Genomic DNA, 15,230 nt, shown 5'->3' on the forward strand with positions numbered 1-15,230 from the left:
TCACCGGTCGTCCGGGCCGAGCGCCCGGTACGCCCGGCGCAGCCGTTCCAGCAGTCCCGGCCCGCCGATGGCCGGCGCTGGCGGGCCGAGCTGGCGCAGCAGCAGGTCCGGCCCGGTCGCCAGCCGGGGTGGCCGGTCGGGCAGGGGCACCGGCGGCAGCCAGAACCGGTCCGCCGTCTCCGCCAGCGGGGTCGCCGACAGCCCGGCGAGCGCGCGGGCCGCGCCGGCCGGGGGCGGAACGGGATCCAGTTCGGACCCGTCTCCGTCCTGATCGGACACCAGGTCGGATTCGTCTGGTGATGTGGTGACCGGTCCGCCGGTGGCCTCGGCACGCCGGGCGCGGAGCCGGTCGAGCAGCTCCGCGCGGGACCGGCCACGCCAGTGCAGCAGCTCGAACGGGTCCGCGTCGAACGCCTCGGCCAGCAGGTAGAAGGTGGCCGCGAGGTGCTTGCACGGCACCGCGAAATCGGGGCAGCTGCACCGCTGGGTCAGCTCGTCCACGCCGGCCGGGAAGAGCGGCGCGCCGGCGGCGACGAACAGCTCCTCCAGCTCGTCGGGGAGGTCCCCGGCGAGCAGTCGGGCGCTGAAGAACGCCTGCCCGGCCAGCTCCGCCTCGATCCGGGACCAGAGCTCGGCCGGGAACGGCGCCAGCGCGATGGAGACCTGGTACGGCTGCGGCCGCGACCCCTGGACCACGGCGCTGACCAGTCCCGGTGCGATGTCGAGCCGGAGCACCTGCCCGGCCCGCGCGTACGAGCGGCCACGGGTCAGCCGGGTGCCCAGGGCGAACGACTCCAGCACCTCCAGGAAGCGCCGGGACCACCAGGACCGCCCGATCGCGCCCCGGGCGCTGCGCGCCCGCAGACCGCCGTCGACCCGGCGGGGCCGGCCGTAGTCGGCGAACCGGTCACCGGTCGGCTGACTCACTCCACCACCGCCCCGGCCTCCAGGGTGAACAGCTCACGCAGCTGCCCGGTGGACAGCTCGGTGATCCACTGCTCGCCGGTGCCGACCACCCGCTCGGCGAGGTTGCGCTTGTCGGCGATCAGTGCGGCCACCTTCTCCTCCACCGTGCCGGCGCAGACGAACTTGCGTACCTGCACCCGTCTGCGCTGCCCGATCCGGAACGCCCGGTCGGTGGCCTGGTCCTCCACCGCCGGGTTCCACCAGCGGTCCACGTGCACCACGTGGTTGGCGGCGGTCAGGGTGAGCCCGGTGCCGCCGGCCTTGAGCGAGAGCACGAACAGCGACGGCCCGTCCCCGGACTGGAACCGCTGCACCATGGCGTCCCGCTCGGCCTTGCCGAGCCCGCCGTGCAGGAACAGCACCTCACGGCCGAACCGGGCGGAGAGGTGACCGCGCAGCATCGCGCCGAACTCGGCGTACTGCGTGAACAGCAGCGCCCGCTCCCCCGCCGCCAGCACCTCCTCCAGGATCTCGGTGAGCCGGGCGAGCTTGCCGGAGCGGCCGTCCAGCGGCGAGCCGTCGCGCAGCAGCTGGGCCGGGTGGTTGCAGACCTGCTTGAGCCGGGTCATGGTGGCCAGCACCAGGCCCCGGCGTTCGATGCCGTCGCTGGACTCGATCCGCGCGAGCATGTCGTCGACCACCACCCGGTACAGGGCGGCCTGCTCGGCGGTGAGGTTGCAGACCACCTCCATCTCCAGCTTCTCCGGCAGGTCGGAGATGATCGACGAGTCGGTCTTGAGCCGGCGCAGCACGAACGGACCGGTGATCCGACGCAGCCGCTCGGCGGCCTCGGCGTCGCCGTGCCGCTCGATCGGCTCGGCGAACCGCTTGCGGAACGTCGCGGCCGGGCCGAGCAGGCCCGGGTTGGCGAACTGCATGATCGACCACAGGTCGGCGAGCCGGTTCTCCACCGGTGTACCGGTGACCGCCACCCGCTGCCGGGCGGGCAGCGCGCGGACCGCCTCGGCCTGCCGGGTGGAGGCGTTCTTGATTGCCTGCGCCTCGTCCACCACCACCCGGTGCCAGTCGATGCCGGCCAGGTCGACGGCGTCGCGGGCGGCCACCGAGTAGGTGGTGAGGACCAGGTCCGCGTCGTGCGCGGCCGCCGTGAACTCCGCCCCCCGGGCCCGCTCCGCCCCGTGGTGTACGTGCACACGCAGCCCCGGGGTGAACCGCGCCGCCTCCCGCTGCCAGTTGCCCACCAGCGACATCGGACAGACCAGCAGGGTCGGCCCGGCGTCCGGCGGGTCCCCGGCGAGCAGGGCGAGCAGCTGCACGGTCTTGCCCAGCCCCATGTCGTCGGCGAGCACACCGCCCAGGCCGAGCGACCGCAGGAAGGCCAGCCAGGCCAACCCGCGCCGCTGGTACGGCCGCAGCGTGCCCTGGAAGCCCGGCGGCGGGTCCATCGGGGTGAGCCGCCGCTCGACCGCACCGGCGAGCAGATCGCCCAGCGCCCCGTCGGCGGTGACCTCCAGCACCGGCAGCGCGCCGGTGTCCGCACCGTCGGCCAGCCCCAGGCGGAGCAGGTCGGCGACGGTCAGCTCGCCGGCCGAGCGGAGCAGGCGCAGCCCGGCGGCGAGCCGCCCCGGGTCCAGCTCCACCCACCGGCCGCGCAGCCGTACCAGCGGCGTCTTCATCTCGGCCAGCGCGGCCAGTTCCTCGGCCGACAGCGGCTGGTCGCCGAGCGCCACCTCCCAGCGGTAGTCGACCAGGGCGTCCAGCCCGACTCCCGCGTCGGCGCCGGCCACCGTGCCGGGCGCGGTTCTGCTGCGGGCGCGCAGCCGGGCGCCGATCCGCGCCGACCGGCGCTGCCACCAGGAGGGCAGCAGCACGCCGAAGCCGGCCGCGTGCAGCACCGGGGCACCCTCGCTGAGGAACCGGTGTGCTCCCTCGACGTCCAGCTCCATGGCCTCTGGCGCGGCGGTACGCAGCGCGGCGTCCAGATCCGGCCAGAGCCTGCTGGCCCTGCCCAGCTCGGCGAGCAGCGTCTCCTGCGGGCTGGCCGTACGGCCGGCCAGGCCGCCGAGCGTCTGCGGCGCCCGCCAGACCTGCCCCGCGTCGACGTGCAGGCCGGGCTCGTCGGCCGCCTGCAGTCCGAACTCCAGCCGCCACCGCCCGCCGCCGACCGGGTCCACGGCGGCCGGACCACCGGGGACCTGCGCGACTCCGGCGGGCTGGCGGCCGGCCGAGTCGGCGGCGTCGATCGGCGGCGGCGCGGTGTGGGCCGGGTCGACGCGGGTGGCCAGGATCGGTTCGGTGACCTCGTCGGGGGCCGGCTCCACCAGGCGGAAGCTGGCCCGGACCGGGCCGCCGGCGGCGTCGCGCTGCCAGGCGTCCAGTTCGGCGCGGAGGGTGGCCAGTGCCGCCGGGTCGACGGTGAAGTCGCGGCGCGGGCCGGCGAGCGCCGCCAACCAGGCCGGCGCCGGGCCGCCCGGCCGCAACCCTCGGGCCAGCGTGGTGGTCGCGAGGGCGGCCCGCGCGGCGGCGTCGGTCAGCGCGTCGAGCGCGTCCGCGACCAGCGCACCGGCCGTCAGCTCGGCGCCGTCCGACGCGGCCCCGTCCAGGGTGGCGACGGCCGACGGGGTGGCAGCCGGCGCAGCGGCAGCTCGGGCGGCGGGGGGCAGGGCCAGCGCCAGCGACCGCGCCCAGCCGGCGTCGGTGCCGGTCAGCAGTGGACGCCAGACGGCGAGCGCCGTCACCCGCGCACCGGCGTCGGCCGAGCGCTCGCCGCCGGGTGGCGCGGCCTCGCCGACACCCGACATCACGGTGTCCACCGTCGGGCCCACGCCGGGCAGGACGCGGCCCCGGGTGACCAGGTCGGCGGCGAAGTCGGCCAGCTCGGCGAGGTGCCGCAGGGTGGCCCCGGGCACCACCGGGAGGTCGTCCAGGGCGCGCAGCAGCGCGAGCGCGTCGTCCGGGGCGTACACCAGCACGGGGACCCGCCACGCGGCCAGGGTGAGCCGGCCGCGGGCCGGGGGTGCGACGGCGGTCCGGATCAGCTCGGGTGAGTCGGTGGGCGCGCCGGCCCGGGTGGGCAGAGAGAGCAGCGCGGTGTCCTCACGGGCCGGCTCGGCGGCATCGGCGAGGGCGGTGACCAGCGTGCCGTGCGCGGCGGCGAACGGATGTGGGCGCTCGCGGGGCGGACGGCCGGAGCGGCGCGGCGCGGCTGCCGGCGCGGCGCTGTCCTCGGCCCAGACGGCGAGGCCGGAGGTCGAGCCGTCGCCGGGCAACCACAGCCCGTGGATGACCAGCACGTACTCCCCCTCGTCGCCGCCCGCGCCCAGGATAGGCGGCCCGGGAGGGCTACTGTCGGCGCCATGGTCGACCTGCTCGTCATCGGCGGGCTCGGGGTGGACGTGCGGGTCCGGGTGCCCGCACTGCCGCTACCGGCCGCCGATTCGCACACCGTCGAGCCGATCGAGTTGCGGATCGGCAACACCGGCGCCGGGGTGGCGCTGGCCGGGCGGGCGCTCGGCCTGGAGGTACGGGTGATCGACACCCTCGGCGCGGACCCGGCCGGCGACCTCGTCCGGGCGGCGCTGGCGCGGGCAGGCGTGCCGGCGGTGCTGGCGGAGGACCTCGCCGGGACGCGGCGGTCGGTGAACCTGGTGGACCCGGGCGGGCGACGCACCTCGCTGTACGACCCGCGTCCCTGGCGGGGCGGCGACCCGCCGTTCCCGCCGGCGGAGCTGGCCGAGCTGGTCCGGGAGGCCCGACACGTGCACCTTTCGATCATGGACTGGACGGTGCCGCTGCTGCCGGCGGTGCGGGCCGCCCTACCGGCGGGGGCGATGCTCTCCACCGACCTGCACGACTGGGACGGCGCGAACCCCTACCACCGGCCGTTCGCCGAGGTCGCCGACCTGGTCCTGGTCAGCGGCGTGCGGCTGGCCGAGCAGGCGGCGGTGCTCGCCGGCGCGCTGGCACCCCGCACCCTGGTGGTCACCCGGGGCGCGGACGGGGCCGAGCTGCACCCGGGCGACGGCAGGGCCGTTCCGGTGCCGCCCGCGACCCCGCCGGGGCCGGTGGTGGACAGCAACGGAGCCGGCGACGCCTTCGCGGCCGGGCTGATCGCCGGGCGGCTGCGCGGCGAACCGCTGGCGGACGCGGCCCGGTACGCGGCCCGGGTGGCCGCCGCGGCGTGCACCCACGACGGCATGGAGTATCCGTTGGGCCTGCTGCCCACCGACTGACGCCTCGCCGCTCCGGCTCAGACCGCGCCGGTGGCGCCGTCGGTCAACTCGCGAAGGATGTCGGCATGCCCGGCGTGGCGGGCGGTCTCCTCGATCAGGTGGACCAGGATCCAGCGCAACGACACCTCGCCGAGCTGCGGGTGTGGGACCACGTGGTCGAGGTCGAAGCGCGCGGCGACCGACCGGGACCGGGCGCACGCCCGCTCGTACGCCTCGACGAGCCCCTCGACGGTGTCATGTTCGTCGACCGTGAAGCTCGCCACCGCGTCCTGCTCCGAGGTCAGGTACACGTCGCCGGGCTCCGGAGCCAGCAGGGTCGGGAACCAGTTCCGCTCGACCAGGGTCAGGTGCTTGACCAGCCCGGCGAGCGTGGTCGTCGAGGGCACCAGCCGGCGGGCGGCCTCGGCGTCGGACAGGCCGCGCAGCTTTCGCAGCACCACGGCACGGTGGAAGTCGAGGAACGAGTCCAGCACGGCACGCTCGTCGCCGGTGCGGGCGAGCACCGGGCCGAGTGTCGGATCGATGGTCTGCTTCATCCGCCGACCCTAGCCGCGTGTCGGGCGTCCCACTGCCCCGCTATCCGCTGCGGGGGGCGTGCGTGACGGGCAGGATGGGCGCATGGCTTCATCCGTGCAGATCCTGCTCGTCGGCGGCGCCGCGGACGGGCAGAGCGTCACCGTCGAGCTGGACAGCAACGGCCGTCCACCGCTGACCCATCACCACCTCGGGTCCGGTGGGCTCGCCGAGGCGCAGATCTACGAGTTGGAGTCCGCCCGCGAGGAGGACCGCGAGTGGCGTTACCGGTGGACCGGCCCGGCGGTGTGACCGCCGGCTCAGACCCGGGTGAGGGTGTGGCTGCGCAGGCTCTCCAGCACGCCGCGGGTGACCTCGGAGGTGCCCCTGGCCAGCTCGCAGATGTCGGCCACCCGTTGGGCGGTGGCCTCGGCGCGCTGCTCCCGCTCGTCCCAGAGCCGGTCGACCTCGGCCAGTAGCGGGCCTTCGACCTCCCGCTCGACGCCGCGCAGCGCCGGCACGCCGAGCCGCTGCGCCAGGTCGAAGACCTTGCCGGCGTACGGCAGCGGCAGGAACGGTGTGCCGACCATCGCCGCGAAGATCAGGAAGTGCAGGCGCATGCCGACGGCAAGGTCGAAGTGGCGCATCAACCCGAGCACCTGCTCCGGCGAGTAGGTGCCGTGCAGGATGCGCCCCCGTTCGGCGGCGACCATGTGCGACAGCACCCCGTGGGCGTGCCGGATGTCGTCGCGTTCCATCGGCACGAACAGCACGTACGCATCGATCCGGTGCACCAGGAAGTCGCCGATCTGGGCCAGCAGCCGGTGGTAGCCGTCCACGTCGAGGCGTTCGGCGGCCCGCCCGGGCTCCCGCACGCTGATCCCGACCAGCCGATTGCCGGCCGGCACGCCCTCCTCGGCCAGCAGGTGGGGTGGAAAGTCCGCCGGCTGCAACAGGAACGCCGGGTCGGCGGTGACCGTGATCGGGTTGAGCAGCCCGGCCTCCTCCAGCATCATCCGGGACTCCTGGTCACGAACGGTCACCTGGGCCGCGCTGGCGAGCGTCTCCCGGACCATGCCGGTGTCCACGGCATCGCTGAGCGGCCCGACCCCCACCGCGTACGTGATCAGGGGCAGGCCGCGCTCCTGGGCGACCCGGACCACGCGCAGGTAGCGGCGTGCCTCCCGGTCGTAGAGGATCCCGCCGCCGCCCAGGATGAGCAGGTCGAGCTGGGCGAGGACCAGGGCGGAGTCGGTACGGCTGACGCCCTCCCAGGGCACCGCCTCCACGTGCGGGTGGGCGGCCCGGGTGTGCTCCGGGTTGCGGGAGAAGACGATGATCCGGGCATTCGGTTCCTGGTTGCGCAGATCGGCGAGCAGGCCGGTGAGGATCGCCTCGTCGCCGAGGTTTCGGCCCCCGTACGAGCCGAGCACACCGATGGTCAGTCCGGCGCCGTGCGTCATCCGTCGCTCCTCCCCAGGTGCGGTCCGGGCCGGGTTCCCGCTGGGTGGGTGAACAGTCCTGCCGGGAGGACGCCTGACCGGCCTGCCGCCGGCTCAGTCCGCCGGGTCGAGCCGCTTGACCATCTGCTGGGCGGCGACCTCGAAGCCCAGGCTCCGGTAGAGCCCGATCGCCACGGTGTTCGTGCCGAAGACGTTCAGCCCCAGCTCGGGCACCCCCAGCTGGGCCAGTTCCGCCTCCATGAGCTGGATCATCCGACGTGCGTGCCCCCGTCCCCGGTGCGCCGGATGCACCTCGATGTTGTGGATCCAGGCCCGAGAGCCCTTGTCGGCGGCGCCGGGCGTCCCGGGCAGGGTCACCCAGATCCAGCCGACCTCGGTGTCGTCGACCCGGGCCACCCGCAGCAGCGCTCCCTCGGTGGCGACACCCGCCGGCAGCAGCTCCCGCAGTTGGCTCGCCGAGCGCTCCCGGGCCGCCTGCGGGGTCAGCCCCCGGTGCGCGGCCAGGTCCTCGGCGTACACCTCCTCCAGCGACTCCCGCAACGGGGTCAGCTCCTGCTCGCTCATCGGCGTCAACGTCAACTCCACCGGGTCTCCCCCTTCAGCGTCGGTTCCAGCGGCCAGTGCAGCAGAGCCGACGGGGACGCGCCACCCGGATCCTCCCGCGCCGACAATTGAGTTGTCCGCCGCCGCGAGCGGGCGCACCGTGGGCGGATGGCGGAGCGGACGACGACCCGGATCGGCTGGACGGACCTGCCGGAGCGGGTCCGGGCCTCGGTGGAGGGCATCATCGGCGACCCGGTGGTGCAGGCGGTGTCCCAGCCGGGCGGATATTCGCCGGGCACCGCGGATCGGGTGCGCACCGCGACCGGACGGCGGGCGTTCGTCAAGGCGGTCAGCCCCGCACAGAACCCGGACAGCCCGGTCATGCACCGCGCGGAGGCACGGACCGCCGCGGCGCTGCCGGCCTCGGCACCGACGCCGCGCCTGCTCGGCTGTCACGACGACGGCGAGTGGGTCGCGCTGGTCTTCACCGATGTGGACGGTCGGCACCCGGCCACGCCGTGGCGCGCCGACGAGCTGTCCCGCGTGCTGAGGGCCCTGGAGACGATGGCCGACGCGCTCACCCCGAGCCCGGTGGCGCACGTGCCGACCGCGGCAGAACGCCTGGCGTGGGACTTCGCCGGCTGGCACCGGATCGCCGCCGACCCGCCGGACCGGCTGGACCCCTGGGCGCGTGCGCACCTGGACCACCTGTGCGCCGCCGCCGACCAGGGCATCGCCGCGTTGACCGGTGACACGCTCTGCCACGTCGACGTACGGGCCGACAACCTGCTGCTCGACGCCACCGGCACGGTCACCGTCGTCGACTGGCCGTGGGCCTGCCGTGGCCCGGCCTGGCTGGACACCGCGCTGCTGCTGGTCAACGTCCGGCTGCACGGCGGGCACGACACCGAGGCACTGCTGCGCCGGCTGCCGCTCACCGCCGACGTCGACCCGGTCGCGCTCACCGGGATGTACGCCGGAATGGCCGGCTTCTTCGCCGACGGCGCCCGGCGTCCACCGCCGCTCGGCATCCCCACCGTCCGCGCCTTCCAGCAGGCCCAGGCCGACGCCCTGCTCCCGTGGCTGGCCCAGCGCCTCGCCTGACCATCGCGTCCGGGTTGGCGTGCCGAGTGGTCTACGGTGCCGCTGGCGTGGACTCCAGCCGCTGCGCCAGCTGCGTCAGGTCGTCGAGGCGCAGATCGCCGTCGAGCCCTTTCAGCGCCGCGGTCATCGCGCCGGCCGCGCGCCCCGCCTCCAGCCCCACCTCGGCGTCCTCGACGACCAGGCACCGCGCCGGGGACACGCCGAGCAGCGCGGCGGCCCGCAGGTAGCCCTGCGGATCCGGCTTGCCCGCGCGGACGTCGTCCACCGTGACCAGCACCGGCGCGGCGATGCCGGCGGCGCCGAGCCGGGCCTCGGCCAGCCGGGCGTCGGCGCTGGTCACCACCGCCCAGGGCAACCCCGACCGCGCCAGTGCGGCCAGCACCTGGTGGGCACCGGGGGTGGCCGTCACGTCGGACAGGTCGTCGTACTGCAACGCCAACTGCCGCGCCGCCGCCACGGCGACCGTGGCGTCGTCGAGCGTGGGCAGCAGTCGGCGAACGGTCTGATCGGCGGGTCTGCCGTGCGCGATCGCCAGCGCGGCCGCCGGCGCCACGGCGTACTCGGCAGCCCACCGTCGCCAGGCCCGCTCGACGGCGGCGTCGGAATCCACCAGGGTGCCATCCATGTCGAACAGCACCGCGTCGATCTCTGCCAGCTCCACGATCACGCCCCCCGAATACGCTCCGTCCCGAGGATAGACCCGGCCGCCGGGCAGGTGCCCGCTCCTGGGTGACCGATGGCGGGAAACGGACCCGGCGGTGGGAGCGAGGGGTCCGATGGCCGCCAGACGCGGGATCGAACCGGCGACATGATCGTTTGCATGATGACGACGACGACACTTGACGGCAAGGTCGCCCTGGTCACCGGGGGTTCCCGGGGCATCGGCGCCGGTATCGCGCTGCGCCTGGCACAGGACGGTGCCGACGTGGCACTCACCTACCGCCAGAACGCGGAGCAGGCCGCGACCGTGGCGAAACAGATCGAGGCGCTGGGCCGGAGGGCGTTGGTCCTCCAGGCCGACGGCGCCGACCCGGCCGCCGTACGCGACGCGGTCGACCGGGCCGCCGCCGAGCTGGGCCGGCTGGACATCCTCGTGAACAACGCGGCGGTTTTCCTGGTCGGTGCCGTGGACGACCTCGGCACGGCGGAGCTGGAGCAGACGATCGCGGTGAACGTCCGGGCGCCGTACGTCGCCGTGCAGGCGGCGTTGCGGCACCTGGGCGACGGCGGGCGGATCATCAGCATCGGCAGCAACGTCGGTGAGCGGGCCGTCTTCCCCGGGCTGGCGCTCTACTCGATGAGCAAGACCGCCCTGGTCGGGCTGACCCGGGGCCTGGCCCGCGAGCTGGGACCCCGTGGCATCACCGCCAACCTGGTCAACCCCGGGCCCACCGACACCGACGCCAACCCGGCGGACGGGCCGAACGCGGCGGCCATCAGCGGCTTCACCGCCGTCGGCCGCTACGCCCGCCCCGCCGACATCGCCGCCACCGTCGCCCACCTCGCCAGCCCGGAAGCCAGCTACGTGACCGGCGCGGTGGTCAACGTGGACGGCGGCTTCACCAGCTGAGACTGGGTCACCCCTCGCGGTCCAGCACCGGGCGTACCGCGTCGACGAACGCGATCCGGCGGTTCGTCCGTACCTCGATGGCGGCGAGCCAGCGCTCCCGGTGTCGCTCACGCAGCGGCACCGTCGCAGCGCCCGGCTCGCCGCCGAGCCGGCGCTGGTCGGCGTACTCGGCGGTCAGGCTGGCCAGCACCGACCGGGCCGCCGACGCGACCTCCGCCGGACCTTCCAACAACACCAGGTTGTACGCCTCGTCCACGGCGCGCATCGCCGCGTACGCCTCGTCGTAGCCGGGCGGCGACTCGTCCCCGCCGGCCTCGACCCACCGCCGGTCCAACCGCCGGTACGCCTGGTCGCAGGCACTCAGGAACCCGACATACGCCTCCCGCCGCAGCTCGTCCCGGCGCGTGGCCCGCCGCTCGGCGTTCTCCTGACGGGCGACGGTGAGCTGGTGGGCCAGTTGCCGGCGGGTGCTGAGTGCGCCGACCAGCCCGGTCAGGGCGGCGGCGGCCAACGTGGACAGGGAGGTGATCAGCGCGACGGCGACGGTGTCCTGCACCCGCCCATCATTCCGTCATCAGGTGCACCGACCCTCACCGGAGGTGCCGACCCGACTCGGACGCCTGTGCCGAAGGACCATGCGACGTTTCCGTCGTTCCGTGGGACAAGCAGGCCACCGCCGAGTTCGAAGGTGCCCTGCACGTCCTGCGAGAGACGGTGATCGGCAGCGGCTCGCAGGTGCGGTGAGTCCTCCGATCCCCAGGTCACGGGGCCACGGTCGAGGGGGCGGGCTTGGTACAGTCGCGCTTCCCCTTGATCGAATAAAGGACATCCCCATGGCCGACAGTGGGCCTGAACCTGACGCGAACCCGATTCCGGTCCCGGATCCGGCTGCCGCAGCGACACCCCAGGACACGCAGGACACCGAGACGGCTCCGGGTACGCCTGCCGACCCGACGCCGGCCACCACCACGTGGACTCCCCCGCCAGCCCCGCCCACCCAGCCCAGCCACACCGGCGTCATCGTCGCCGCGGTCGCGGGTGCCGTTGTGCTGGTATTGGTGGCCTGCGTCGGGCTGGTCGGCGGCATCGTCGTGCTTCGCTCCGGATCGACCCCGGCGGCCAGCAGCCCGACGTCCCGGGCTCCCCTGTTCCCCACGACCGGCGCCAGTCCCACCGCGAGCGGTCAGCCCGACCAGAGCGAGGAGCCCGTGGCACAGGGGCCGCAGGCCAGCGCCTACCCGGCGGAGAAGATCGAGGACCTCAACCGGGTGTGCGACGAGGACATCTACTACCCGGAGCTGCCGAAACGCGCCGGCAAGGCTCCGCACCCAGTTGTGCTGCTCCTCTCGGACACCCCGGGCCTCCGCTACAAGGACGACGGCTACTACTACGACCTGGGACTGTCGGCCAAGGTCGAGCAGACGTGGGCGTCGGAGGACCCCAGGAAGGTGCAGATGGTCGCCTGCCTCGACCGGGTCAGCACCGGCGCGAAGATCCGCAACTGCAAGTTCGACGACCCCAAGCCGCAGACGCTGCCGCTGGTGCGGACCGGCTGGCGTCTTCGGGTGTACGAGGCGGCGACCGGCCGCAAGCTGCTGGACAAGGCCATGAACGGCGATGACCAGAAGTGCCCGTTCGTCGTCATGGTGGGTGCCGACAAGAAGATCTACGCCGAGGTGAGCGATCGGGCGGCGATCGCGGCACTGCGCAACCTCGTCACCAAGTGATCGAGCTGCCGCGCCCAGACTCGTCCAGACGGTCGTGCTGATGATGAGTGGTGGGCGCGGCAGGTTTCGAACCTGCGACCCCCCGCTTGTAAGGCGCTTCCGGCAAAAGTCGCAGCGTCCGCTGACGTCCGCTGGGTTCGGGTCGGAGGCGACATCCGTCCGCACTCATCCGGCTTCGGCCGCCATCGTTGATGTCAACGACTGATCTCAGCCGCTACCGTTGCTCCTTGCCCGCTGCTGGTAGAACCGCCACATGAGTCAACTCACCGACCCGCTGGCCGGGGTCGACGAGGTCCCGTGGGAAGCGCTGCACCACGCCTACGGCCCGGCCGTCGACGTACCGCACCAGTTACGCGCGTTGCGCTCGGCGGAGGTGCCTGTCCGGCGCCGTGCCTTGTCCGAGCTGTTCGGCAACGTCTATCACCAAGGCACCCGGTGGGGGGCGAGCTGTCACGTGGTGCCGTTCCTGGTGGCGCTCGTCGACGACCCGGACACCCCGGACCGTGCAGCGGTGGCCAACCTGCTCCGGTCGGTCGTGCTCGGCGACCGGCGCGACGACGAGCTGCCGTTCGATCCGCAGCAGACCTTCGCCGCCGCCGATGGGATCACCGAGGAACAGGCGGCGCTGGTGGCGCACCATCTGGAAGCCGAAGACCTGTTCGAGCATGAGGAAGCCGCGGAACTGGCTGACAACGTAGCGGTCCGCTGGGAGGCCGACGCCTTCCACGCTGGAGCCCGGTACACCGACCGGCACGTCCGCTGGCTCACCGATCCGGACCCGCAGTTGGCCGGGTGCGCCGCCGAACTACTCGCCTGGTTCCCACCCGACGAGGCCGCGTTGGCCGGACTCATCGCAGTCCCCGATGACGAGGCACGCGCTGCTACCCGGGCCAGCGCCAACCTGACCCTCGCCCACTGTCCGGCCGCCTCCGAGCGGATCGACGTCTGCCTACGCGAGCTGCTGTCCGCGAACGCTGCGGTCGTCCGGGTTACGGCTGCGGTGGGACTGGCATACCGACTCGGTGACCAGCTACCCGACCTCGCTCTCGACGTCCTCACCGACGCCCGCACCGCGGACTTCGATGCCGACGTACCCGGCTGGGACCGGTCGGTGCGCGGATTCGTGGCCGTTGCGTTGCACCGACTGGGTCTCGGCTGACTTGGCTCTGTGGCACACGGTTTAGCAAGGCAGTTGCGTTCGCCCGGAACGCCGGCCCCCCTACCAGGACATACGCCCGATGCTCCATCAGCGGCGGCCTTGATCATTCCGCGCATGTTCCGGATCTTGTGCTCCCTTCCTCATTGCTGAGCGAGGAAGCTCTGCCAGGGTGGCAGCAAGATAGGTGTTGCGGCGTGCGATGAGGCGTTGCAGGTACGGCCGCAGGACGAGGCTGGCCACGAGGCCACCAACGGGTCCCACGGGCGCAGTGAAGTCGATGACGTCGCGCATGAGGGTTGCCGAGGAGTCAGCCGGGTTCGGCGTGAAGCTGTGCTCGTGGTGCCATCGGCCGAATGGGCCGCTGATCTGCTCGTCCGTGAAGCCGTGCGGCCGCCGGTAGTCAGTGATCCGAACGGTCATCTGCCAGGGAAGGCCGAAGTGCCTGGCCTCCCACGTGACGGCATCGCCGGCCTTCAAGCGGCCGGTCGTTACGCCGCCGACCGCCCGTTCGGCACTGGCACTTCTACAGCGTCCGTGATCGGTCCGGGCTTCCTAGGATTCGATTCCACGATCTGCGGCAGCCGTGCTTGACCCTGTTGCTGAGCCTGGGAACGCCGCCGCACATCGCTCAAGCCATCGCGGGTCACTCACATCTGGATGTCACGATGATGATCTACGCGCACAGGGGGCTGACAGAGCAGACAGAGGCGTTGCGGAAGTTGGGCGAGGCGTTCGGCTCGACGGGCTGATGTCAGCCGCGGATGTCAGCACCCGCCCGACCAGGCAAGGCGCTTGGGCTCGGGCGGGTTTTACCTGGTCAGGTGGTGGTGGGCGCGGCAGGTTTCGAACCTGCGACCCCCCGCTTGTAAGGCGGGTGCTCTCCCACTGAGCTACGCGCCCGGAACGCCCGTACGGCGGGCCGGAGGCTGGCAAGCTTACCCTGCTCGCTGCCGACCCGGGCGCACGGCGTACCCGGTCGAGGTGATGGTCAAGCGGCTGCCTCGGCGATGGCCTTGCGCCAGCCCTGCTGGTCGCGGGCCTCGCCCGGGCCGTTCATCTCGGCGAAGCGGACCACGCCGGCCTTGTCGATGACGAAGGTGCCCCGGTTGGCGATGCCGGCCACGTCGTTGAAGACCCCGTACGCCTGGGCGACGCCGCCGTGCGGCCAGAAGTCGGCCAGCATCGGGAACTGGTAACCCTCGCGGTCGGCCCAGACCTTGTGGCTGTAGACCGAGTCGACGCTGACCGTCAACACCTGGACGTCGTCGTTCACGTACTCGTCGAGGTTGTCTTGCACCTCGCGCAGCTCGCCCTGGCACGTGCCGGTGAAGGCGAGCGGGTAGAAGACCAGCAGCACCGTCCGCCTGCCCCGGAAGGCCGAGAGCCGGACCTCCTGGTTGTTCTGGTCCTTGAGCACGAAGTCCGGCGCCTCGGCGCCAACCTCGATGGGCATGCGAACTCCTCGGGTCGAGTCGGGGACGGCGCGAGCCTGCCACCCGGCGGTGCGGACCGCCGGGCGCGAAGGGCAACGATTGCGGGCTACTTCTTGCCCTTGACCCCTCGGCGCAGCACCAGGCGGGCGCCGCTCCAGTCCCGGCCGGCGTTGATGGTCGAGGTCTGCTGGAGGCCGGCGGTGGGCGCGGACTCCGCGACCTCACTCGGCTCGACGTGCCCCTCACGCCCCGCCTTCGGGGTGAGCAGCCACACGACCCCGTTGTCGGCCAACGGGCCGAGGGCGTCGACGAGAAGCTCGAAGAGGTCACCGTCGCCGTCGCGGTACCAGACGAGAACCGCGTCGACGACCTCGTCGGTGTCCTCGTCGACCAGCTCTCCAGAGCGGTCGGTCAGGGCGTCGCGGAGATCCTGGTCGACGTCGTCGTCGTACCCCATCTCCATGACGACCATCCCCGGTTCGATTCCGAACCGGTCCGCCAGGCTGCGTACCCCGTCGGCGGCCTGACCAGCGGTCGCGCTCACTGTCGCGTGCCTCCT

At 73.3% G+C, this 15,230-nt stretch carries 15 protein-coding genes, 1 tRNA gene and 3 pseudogenes; 7 read left to right on the top strand and 12 right to left on the bottom strand.

The annotated features are described in order from the left end of the window. From ACTWLT_RS16490 to ACTWLT_RS16500, 3 genes and pseudogenes are all read right to left on the bottom strand, one after another. Entirely contained in the window at nt 1-927 is a 927-nt protein-coding gene (locus ACTWLT_RS16490; protein WP_445319142.1) for an SWIM zinc finger family protein, read from the bottom strand. Beyond that, a pseudogene (locus ACTWLT_RS16495) lies at nt 924-3,089 on the bottom strand (DEAD/DEAH box helicase); the annotation flags it as partial. The pseudogene ACTWLT_RS16495 and the gene ACTWLT_RS16490, both read right to left, overlap by 4 nt. A 140-nt stretch (nt 3,090-3,229) precedes the next feature. Further along, nucleotides 3,230-4,220 (bottom strand): annotated as a pseudogene (locus ACTWLT_RS16500) (ATP-dependent helicase); the annotation flags it as partial. A 63-nt stretch (nt 4,221-4,283) separates the two neighbouring features. Between ACTWLT_RS16500 and ACTWLT_RS16505 the strand changes: the two are divergent. Continuing rightward, entirely contained in the window at nt 4,284-5,159 is an 876-nt protein-coding gene (locus ACTWLT_RS16505; RefSeq protein ID WP_445319143.1) for a carbohydrate kinase family protein, read from the top strand. Nucleotides 5,160-5,176: 17 nt separating this feature from the next. Here the strand turns inward: ACTWLT_RS16505 and ACTWLT_RS16510 are convergent, their stop codons facing one another. Beyond that, nucleotides 5,177-5,695 (bottom strand): DinB family protein, encoded by a 519-nt coding sequence (locus tag ACTWLT_RS16510; RefSeq protein ID WP_445319144.1) that lies wholly within the window; start codon nt 5,693-5,695, stop codon nt 5,177-5,179. Nucleotides 5,696-5,777: 82 nt separating this feature from the next. On the opposite strand from ACTWLT_RS16510, the gene ACTWLT_RS16515 reads away from it, so the two are divergent. Continuing rightward, nucleotides 5,778-5,984, top strand: coding sequence for a DUF8847 domain-containing protein (locus ACTWLT_RS16515; protein ID WP_252417783.1), 207 nt, complete (start codon nt 5,778-5,780; stop codon nt 5,982-5,984). Nucleotides 5,985-5,992: 8 nt separating this feature from the next. Here the strand turns inward: ACTWLT_RS16515 and ACTWLT_RS16520 are convergent, their stop codons facing one another. Both ACTWLT_RS16520 and ACTWLT_RS16525 read right to left on the bottom strand, forming a co-directional pair. Next, entirely contained in the window at nt 5,993-7,135 is a 1,143-nt protein-coding gene (locus ACTWLT_RS16520; RefSeq protein WP_445319145.1) for a polysaccharide pyruvyl transferase family protein, read from the bottom strand. Nucleotides 7,136-7,228: 93 nt separating this feature from the next. Beyond that, nucleotides 7,229-7,720, bottom strand: a complete 492-nt coding sequence (locus tag ACTWLT_RS16525) for a GNAT family N-acetyltransferase (RefSeq protein WP_445319146.1) — start codon at nt 7,718-7,720, stop codon at nt 7,229-7,231. A 126-nt stretch (nt 7,721-7,846) separates the two neighbouring features. Here ACTWLT_RS16525 and ACTWLT_RS16530 point away from each other — a divergent pair, with 126 nt between their 5' ends. Further along, nucleotides 7,847-8,782 (top strand): phosphotransferase family protein, encoded by a 936-nt coding sequence (locus ACTWLT_RS16530; protein WP_445319147.1) that lies wholly within the window; start codon nt 7,847-7,849, stop codon nt 8,780-8,782. A 31-nt stretch (nt 8,783-8,813) separates the two neighbouring features. Here the strand turns inward: ACTWLT_RS16530 and ACTWLT_RS16535 are convergent, their stop codons facing one another. Next, entirely contained in the window at nt 8,814-9,443 is a 630-nt protein-coding gene (locus ACTWLT_RS16535) for an HAD-IA family hydrolase (RefSeq protein ID WP_445319148.1), read from the bottom strand. 162 nt (nt 9,444-9,605) lie between these two features. Between ACTWLT_RS16535 and ACTWLT_RS16540 the strand changes: the two genes are divergently transcribed. Next, entirely contained in the window at nt 9,606-10,352 is a 747-nt protein-coding gene (locus ACTWLT_RS16540) for an SDR family NAD(P)-dependent oxidoreductase (RefSeq protein ID WP_252417973.1), read from the top strand. 7 nt (nt 10,353-10,359) lie between these two features. Here the strand turns inward: ACTWLT_RS16540 and ACTWLT_RS16545 are convergent, their stop codons facing one another. After that, nucleotides 10,360-10,908, bottom strand: coding sequence for a hypothetical protein (locus ACTWLT_RS16545; RefSeq protein ID WP_445319149.1), 549 nt, complete (start codon nt 10,906-10,908; stop codon nt 10,360-10,362). A gap of 277 nt (nt 10,909-11,185) precedes the next feature. Between ACTWLT_RS16545 and ACTWLT_RS16550 the strand changes: the two genes are divergently transcribed. Both ACTWLT_RS16550 and ACTWLT_RS16555 read left to right on the top strand, forming a co-directional pair. Further along, nucleotides 11,186-12,079 (top strand): hypothetical protein, encoded by an 894-nt coding sequence (locus ACTWLT_RS16550; protein ID WP_252417789.1) that lies wholly within the window; start codon nt 11,186-11,188, stop codon nt 12,077-12,079. 253 nt (nt 12,080-12,332) lie between these two features. Beyond that, complete coding sequence (locus tag ACTWLT_RS16555) at nt 12,333-13,238, top strand: hypothetical protein (RefSeq protein ID WP_445319150.1); 906 nt, start codon at nt 12,333-12,335, stop codon at nt 13,236-13,238. An 87-nt stretch (nt 13,239-13,325) separates the two neighbouring features. Here ACTWLT_RS16555 and ACTWLT_RS16560 read toward each other — a convergent pair whose 3' ends face one another. Beyond that, nucleotides 13,326-13,715 (bottom strand): SRPBCC family protein, encoded by a 390-nt coding sequence (locus ACTWLT_RS16560; RefSeq protein ID WP_445319151.1) that lies wholly within the window; start codon nt 13,713-13,715, stop codon nt 13,326-13,328. Between the two features lie 65 nt (nt 13,716-13,780). On the opposite strand from ACTWLT_RS16560, the pseudogene ACTWLT_RS16565 reads away from it, so the two are divergent. After that, nucleotides 13,781-13,987 (top strand): annotated as a pseudogene (locus tag ACTWLT_RS16565) (tyrosine-type recombinase/integrase); the annotation flags it as partial. A 76-nt stretch (nt 13,988-14,063) separates the two neighbouring features. Here ACTWLT_RS16565 and ACTWLT_RS16570 read toward each other — a convergent pair. The 3 genes from ACTWLT_RS16570 to ACTWLT_RS16580 form a co-directional block, all read right to left on the bottom strand. Beyond that, nucleotides 14,064-14,138: transfer RNA gene (locus ACTWLT_RS16570), tRNA-Val, on the bottom strand. A gap of 88 nt (nt 14,139-14,226) precedes the next feature. After that, entirely contained in the window at nt 14,227-14,691 is a 465-nt protein-coding gene (locus ACTWLT_RS16575; RefSeq protein WP_445319152.1) for a peroxiredoxin, read from the bottom strand. A gap of 86 nt (nt 14,692-14,777) precedes the next feature. Beyond that, nucleotides 14,778-15,215 (bottom strand): DUF3052 domain-containing protein, encoded by a 438-nt coding sequence (locus tag ACTWLT_RS16580; protein ID WP_252417794.1) that lies wholly within the window; start codon nt 15,213-15,215, stop codon nt 14,778-14,780. Nucleotides 15,216-15,230 lie beyond the last annotated feature (15 nt).

Source organism: Micromonospora yongxingensis, assembly GCF_052601155.1.

Bases quoted from the DNA above. Each gene is read 5' to 3' on its own strand.
- ACTWLT_RS16530 (WP_445319147.1), top strand. From the start codon at position 7,847: ATGGCGGAGCGGACGACGACCCGGATCGGCTGGACGGACCTGCCGGAG.
- ACTWLT_RS16540 (WP_252417973.1), top strand. From the start codon at position 9,606: ATGACGACGACGACACTTGACGGCAAGGTCGCCCTGGTCACCGGGGGT.
- ACTWLT_RS16510 (WP_445319144.1), bottom strand. From the start codon at position 5,695: ATGAAGCAGACCATCGATCCGACACTCGGCCCGGTGCTCGCCCGCACC.
- ACTWLT_RS16520 (WP_445319145.1), bottom strand. From the start codon at position 7,135: ATGACGCACGGCGCCGGACTGACCATCGGTGTGCTCGGCTCGTACGGG.
- ACTWLT_RS16550 (WP_252417789.1), top strand. From the start codon at position 11,186: ATGGCCGACAGTGGGCCTGAACCTGACGCGAACCCGATTCCGGTCCCG.
- ACTWLT_RS16555 (WP_445319150.1), top strand. From the start codon at position 12,333: ATGAGTCAACTCACCGACCCGCTGGCCGGGGTCGACGAGGTCCCGTGG.
- ACTWLT_RS16505 (WP_445319143.1), top strand. From the start codon at position 4,284: ATGGTCGACCTGCTCGTCATCGGCGGGCTCGGGGTGGACGTGCGGGTC.
- ACTWLT_RS16575 (WP_445319152.1), bottom strand. From the start codon at position 14,691: ATGCCCATCGAGGTTGGCGCCGAGGCGCCGGACTTCGTGCTCAAGGAC.
- ACTWLT_RS16515 (WP_252417783.1), top strand. From the start codon at position 5,778: ATGGCTTCATCCGTGCAGATCCTGCTCGTCGGCGGCGCCGCGGACGGG.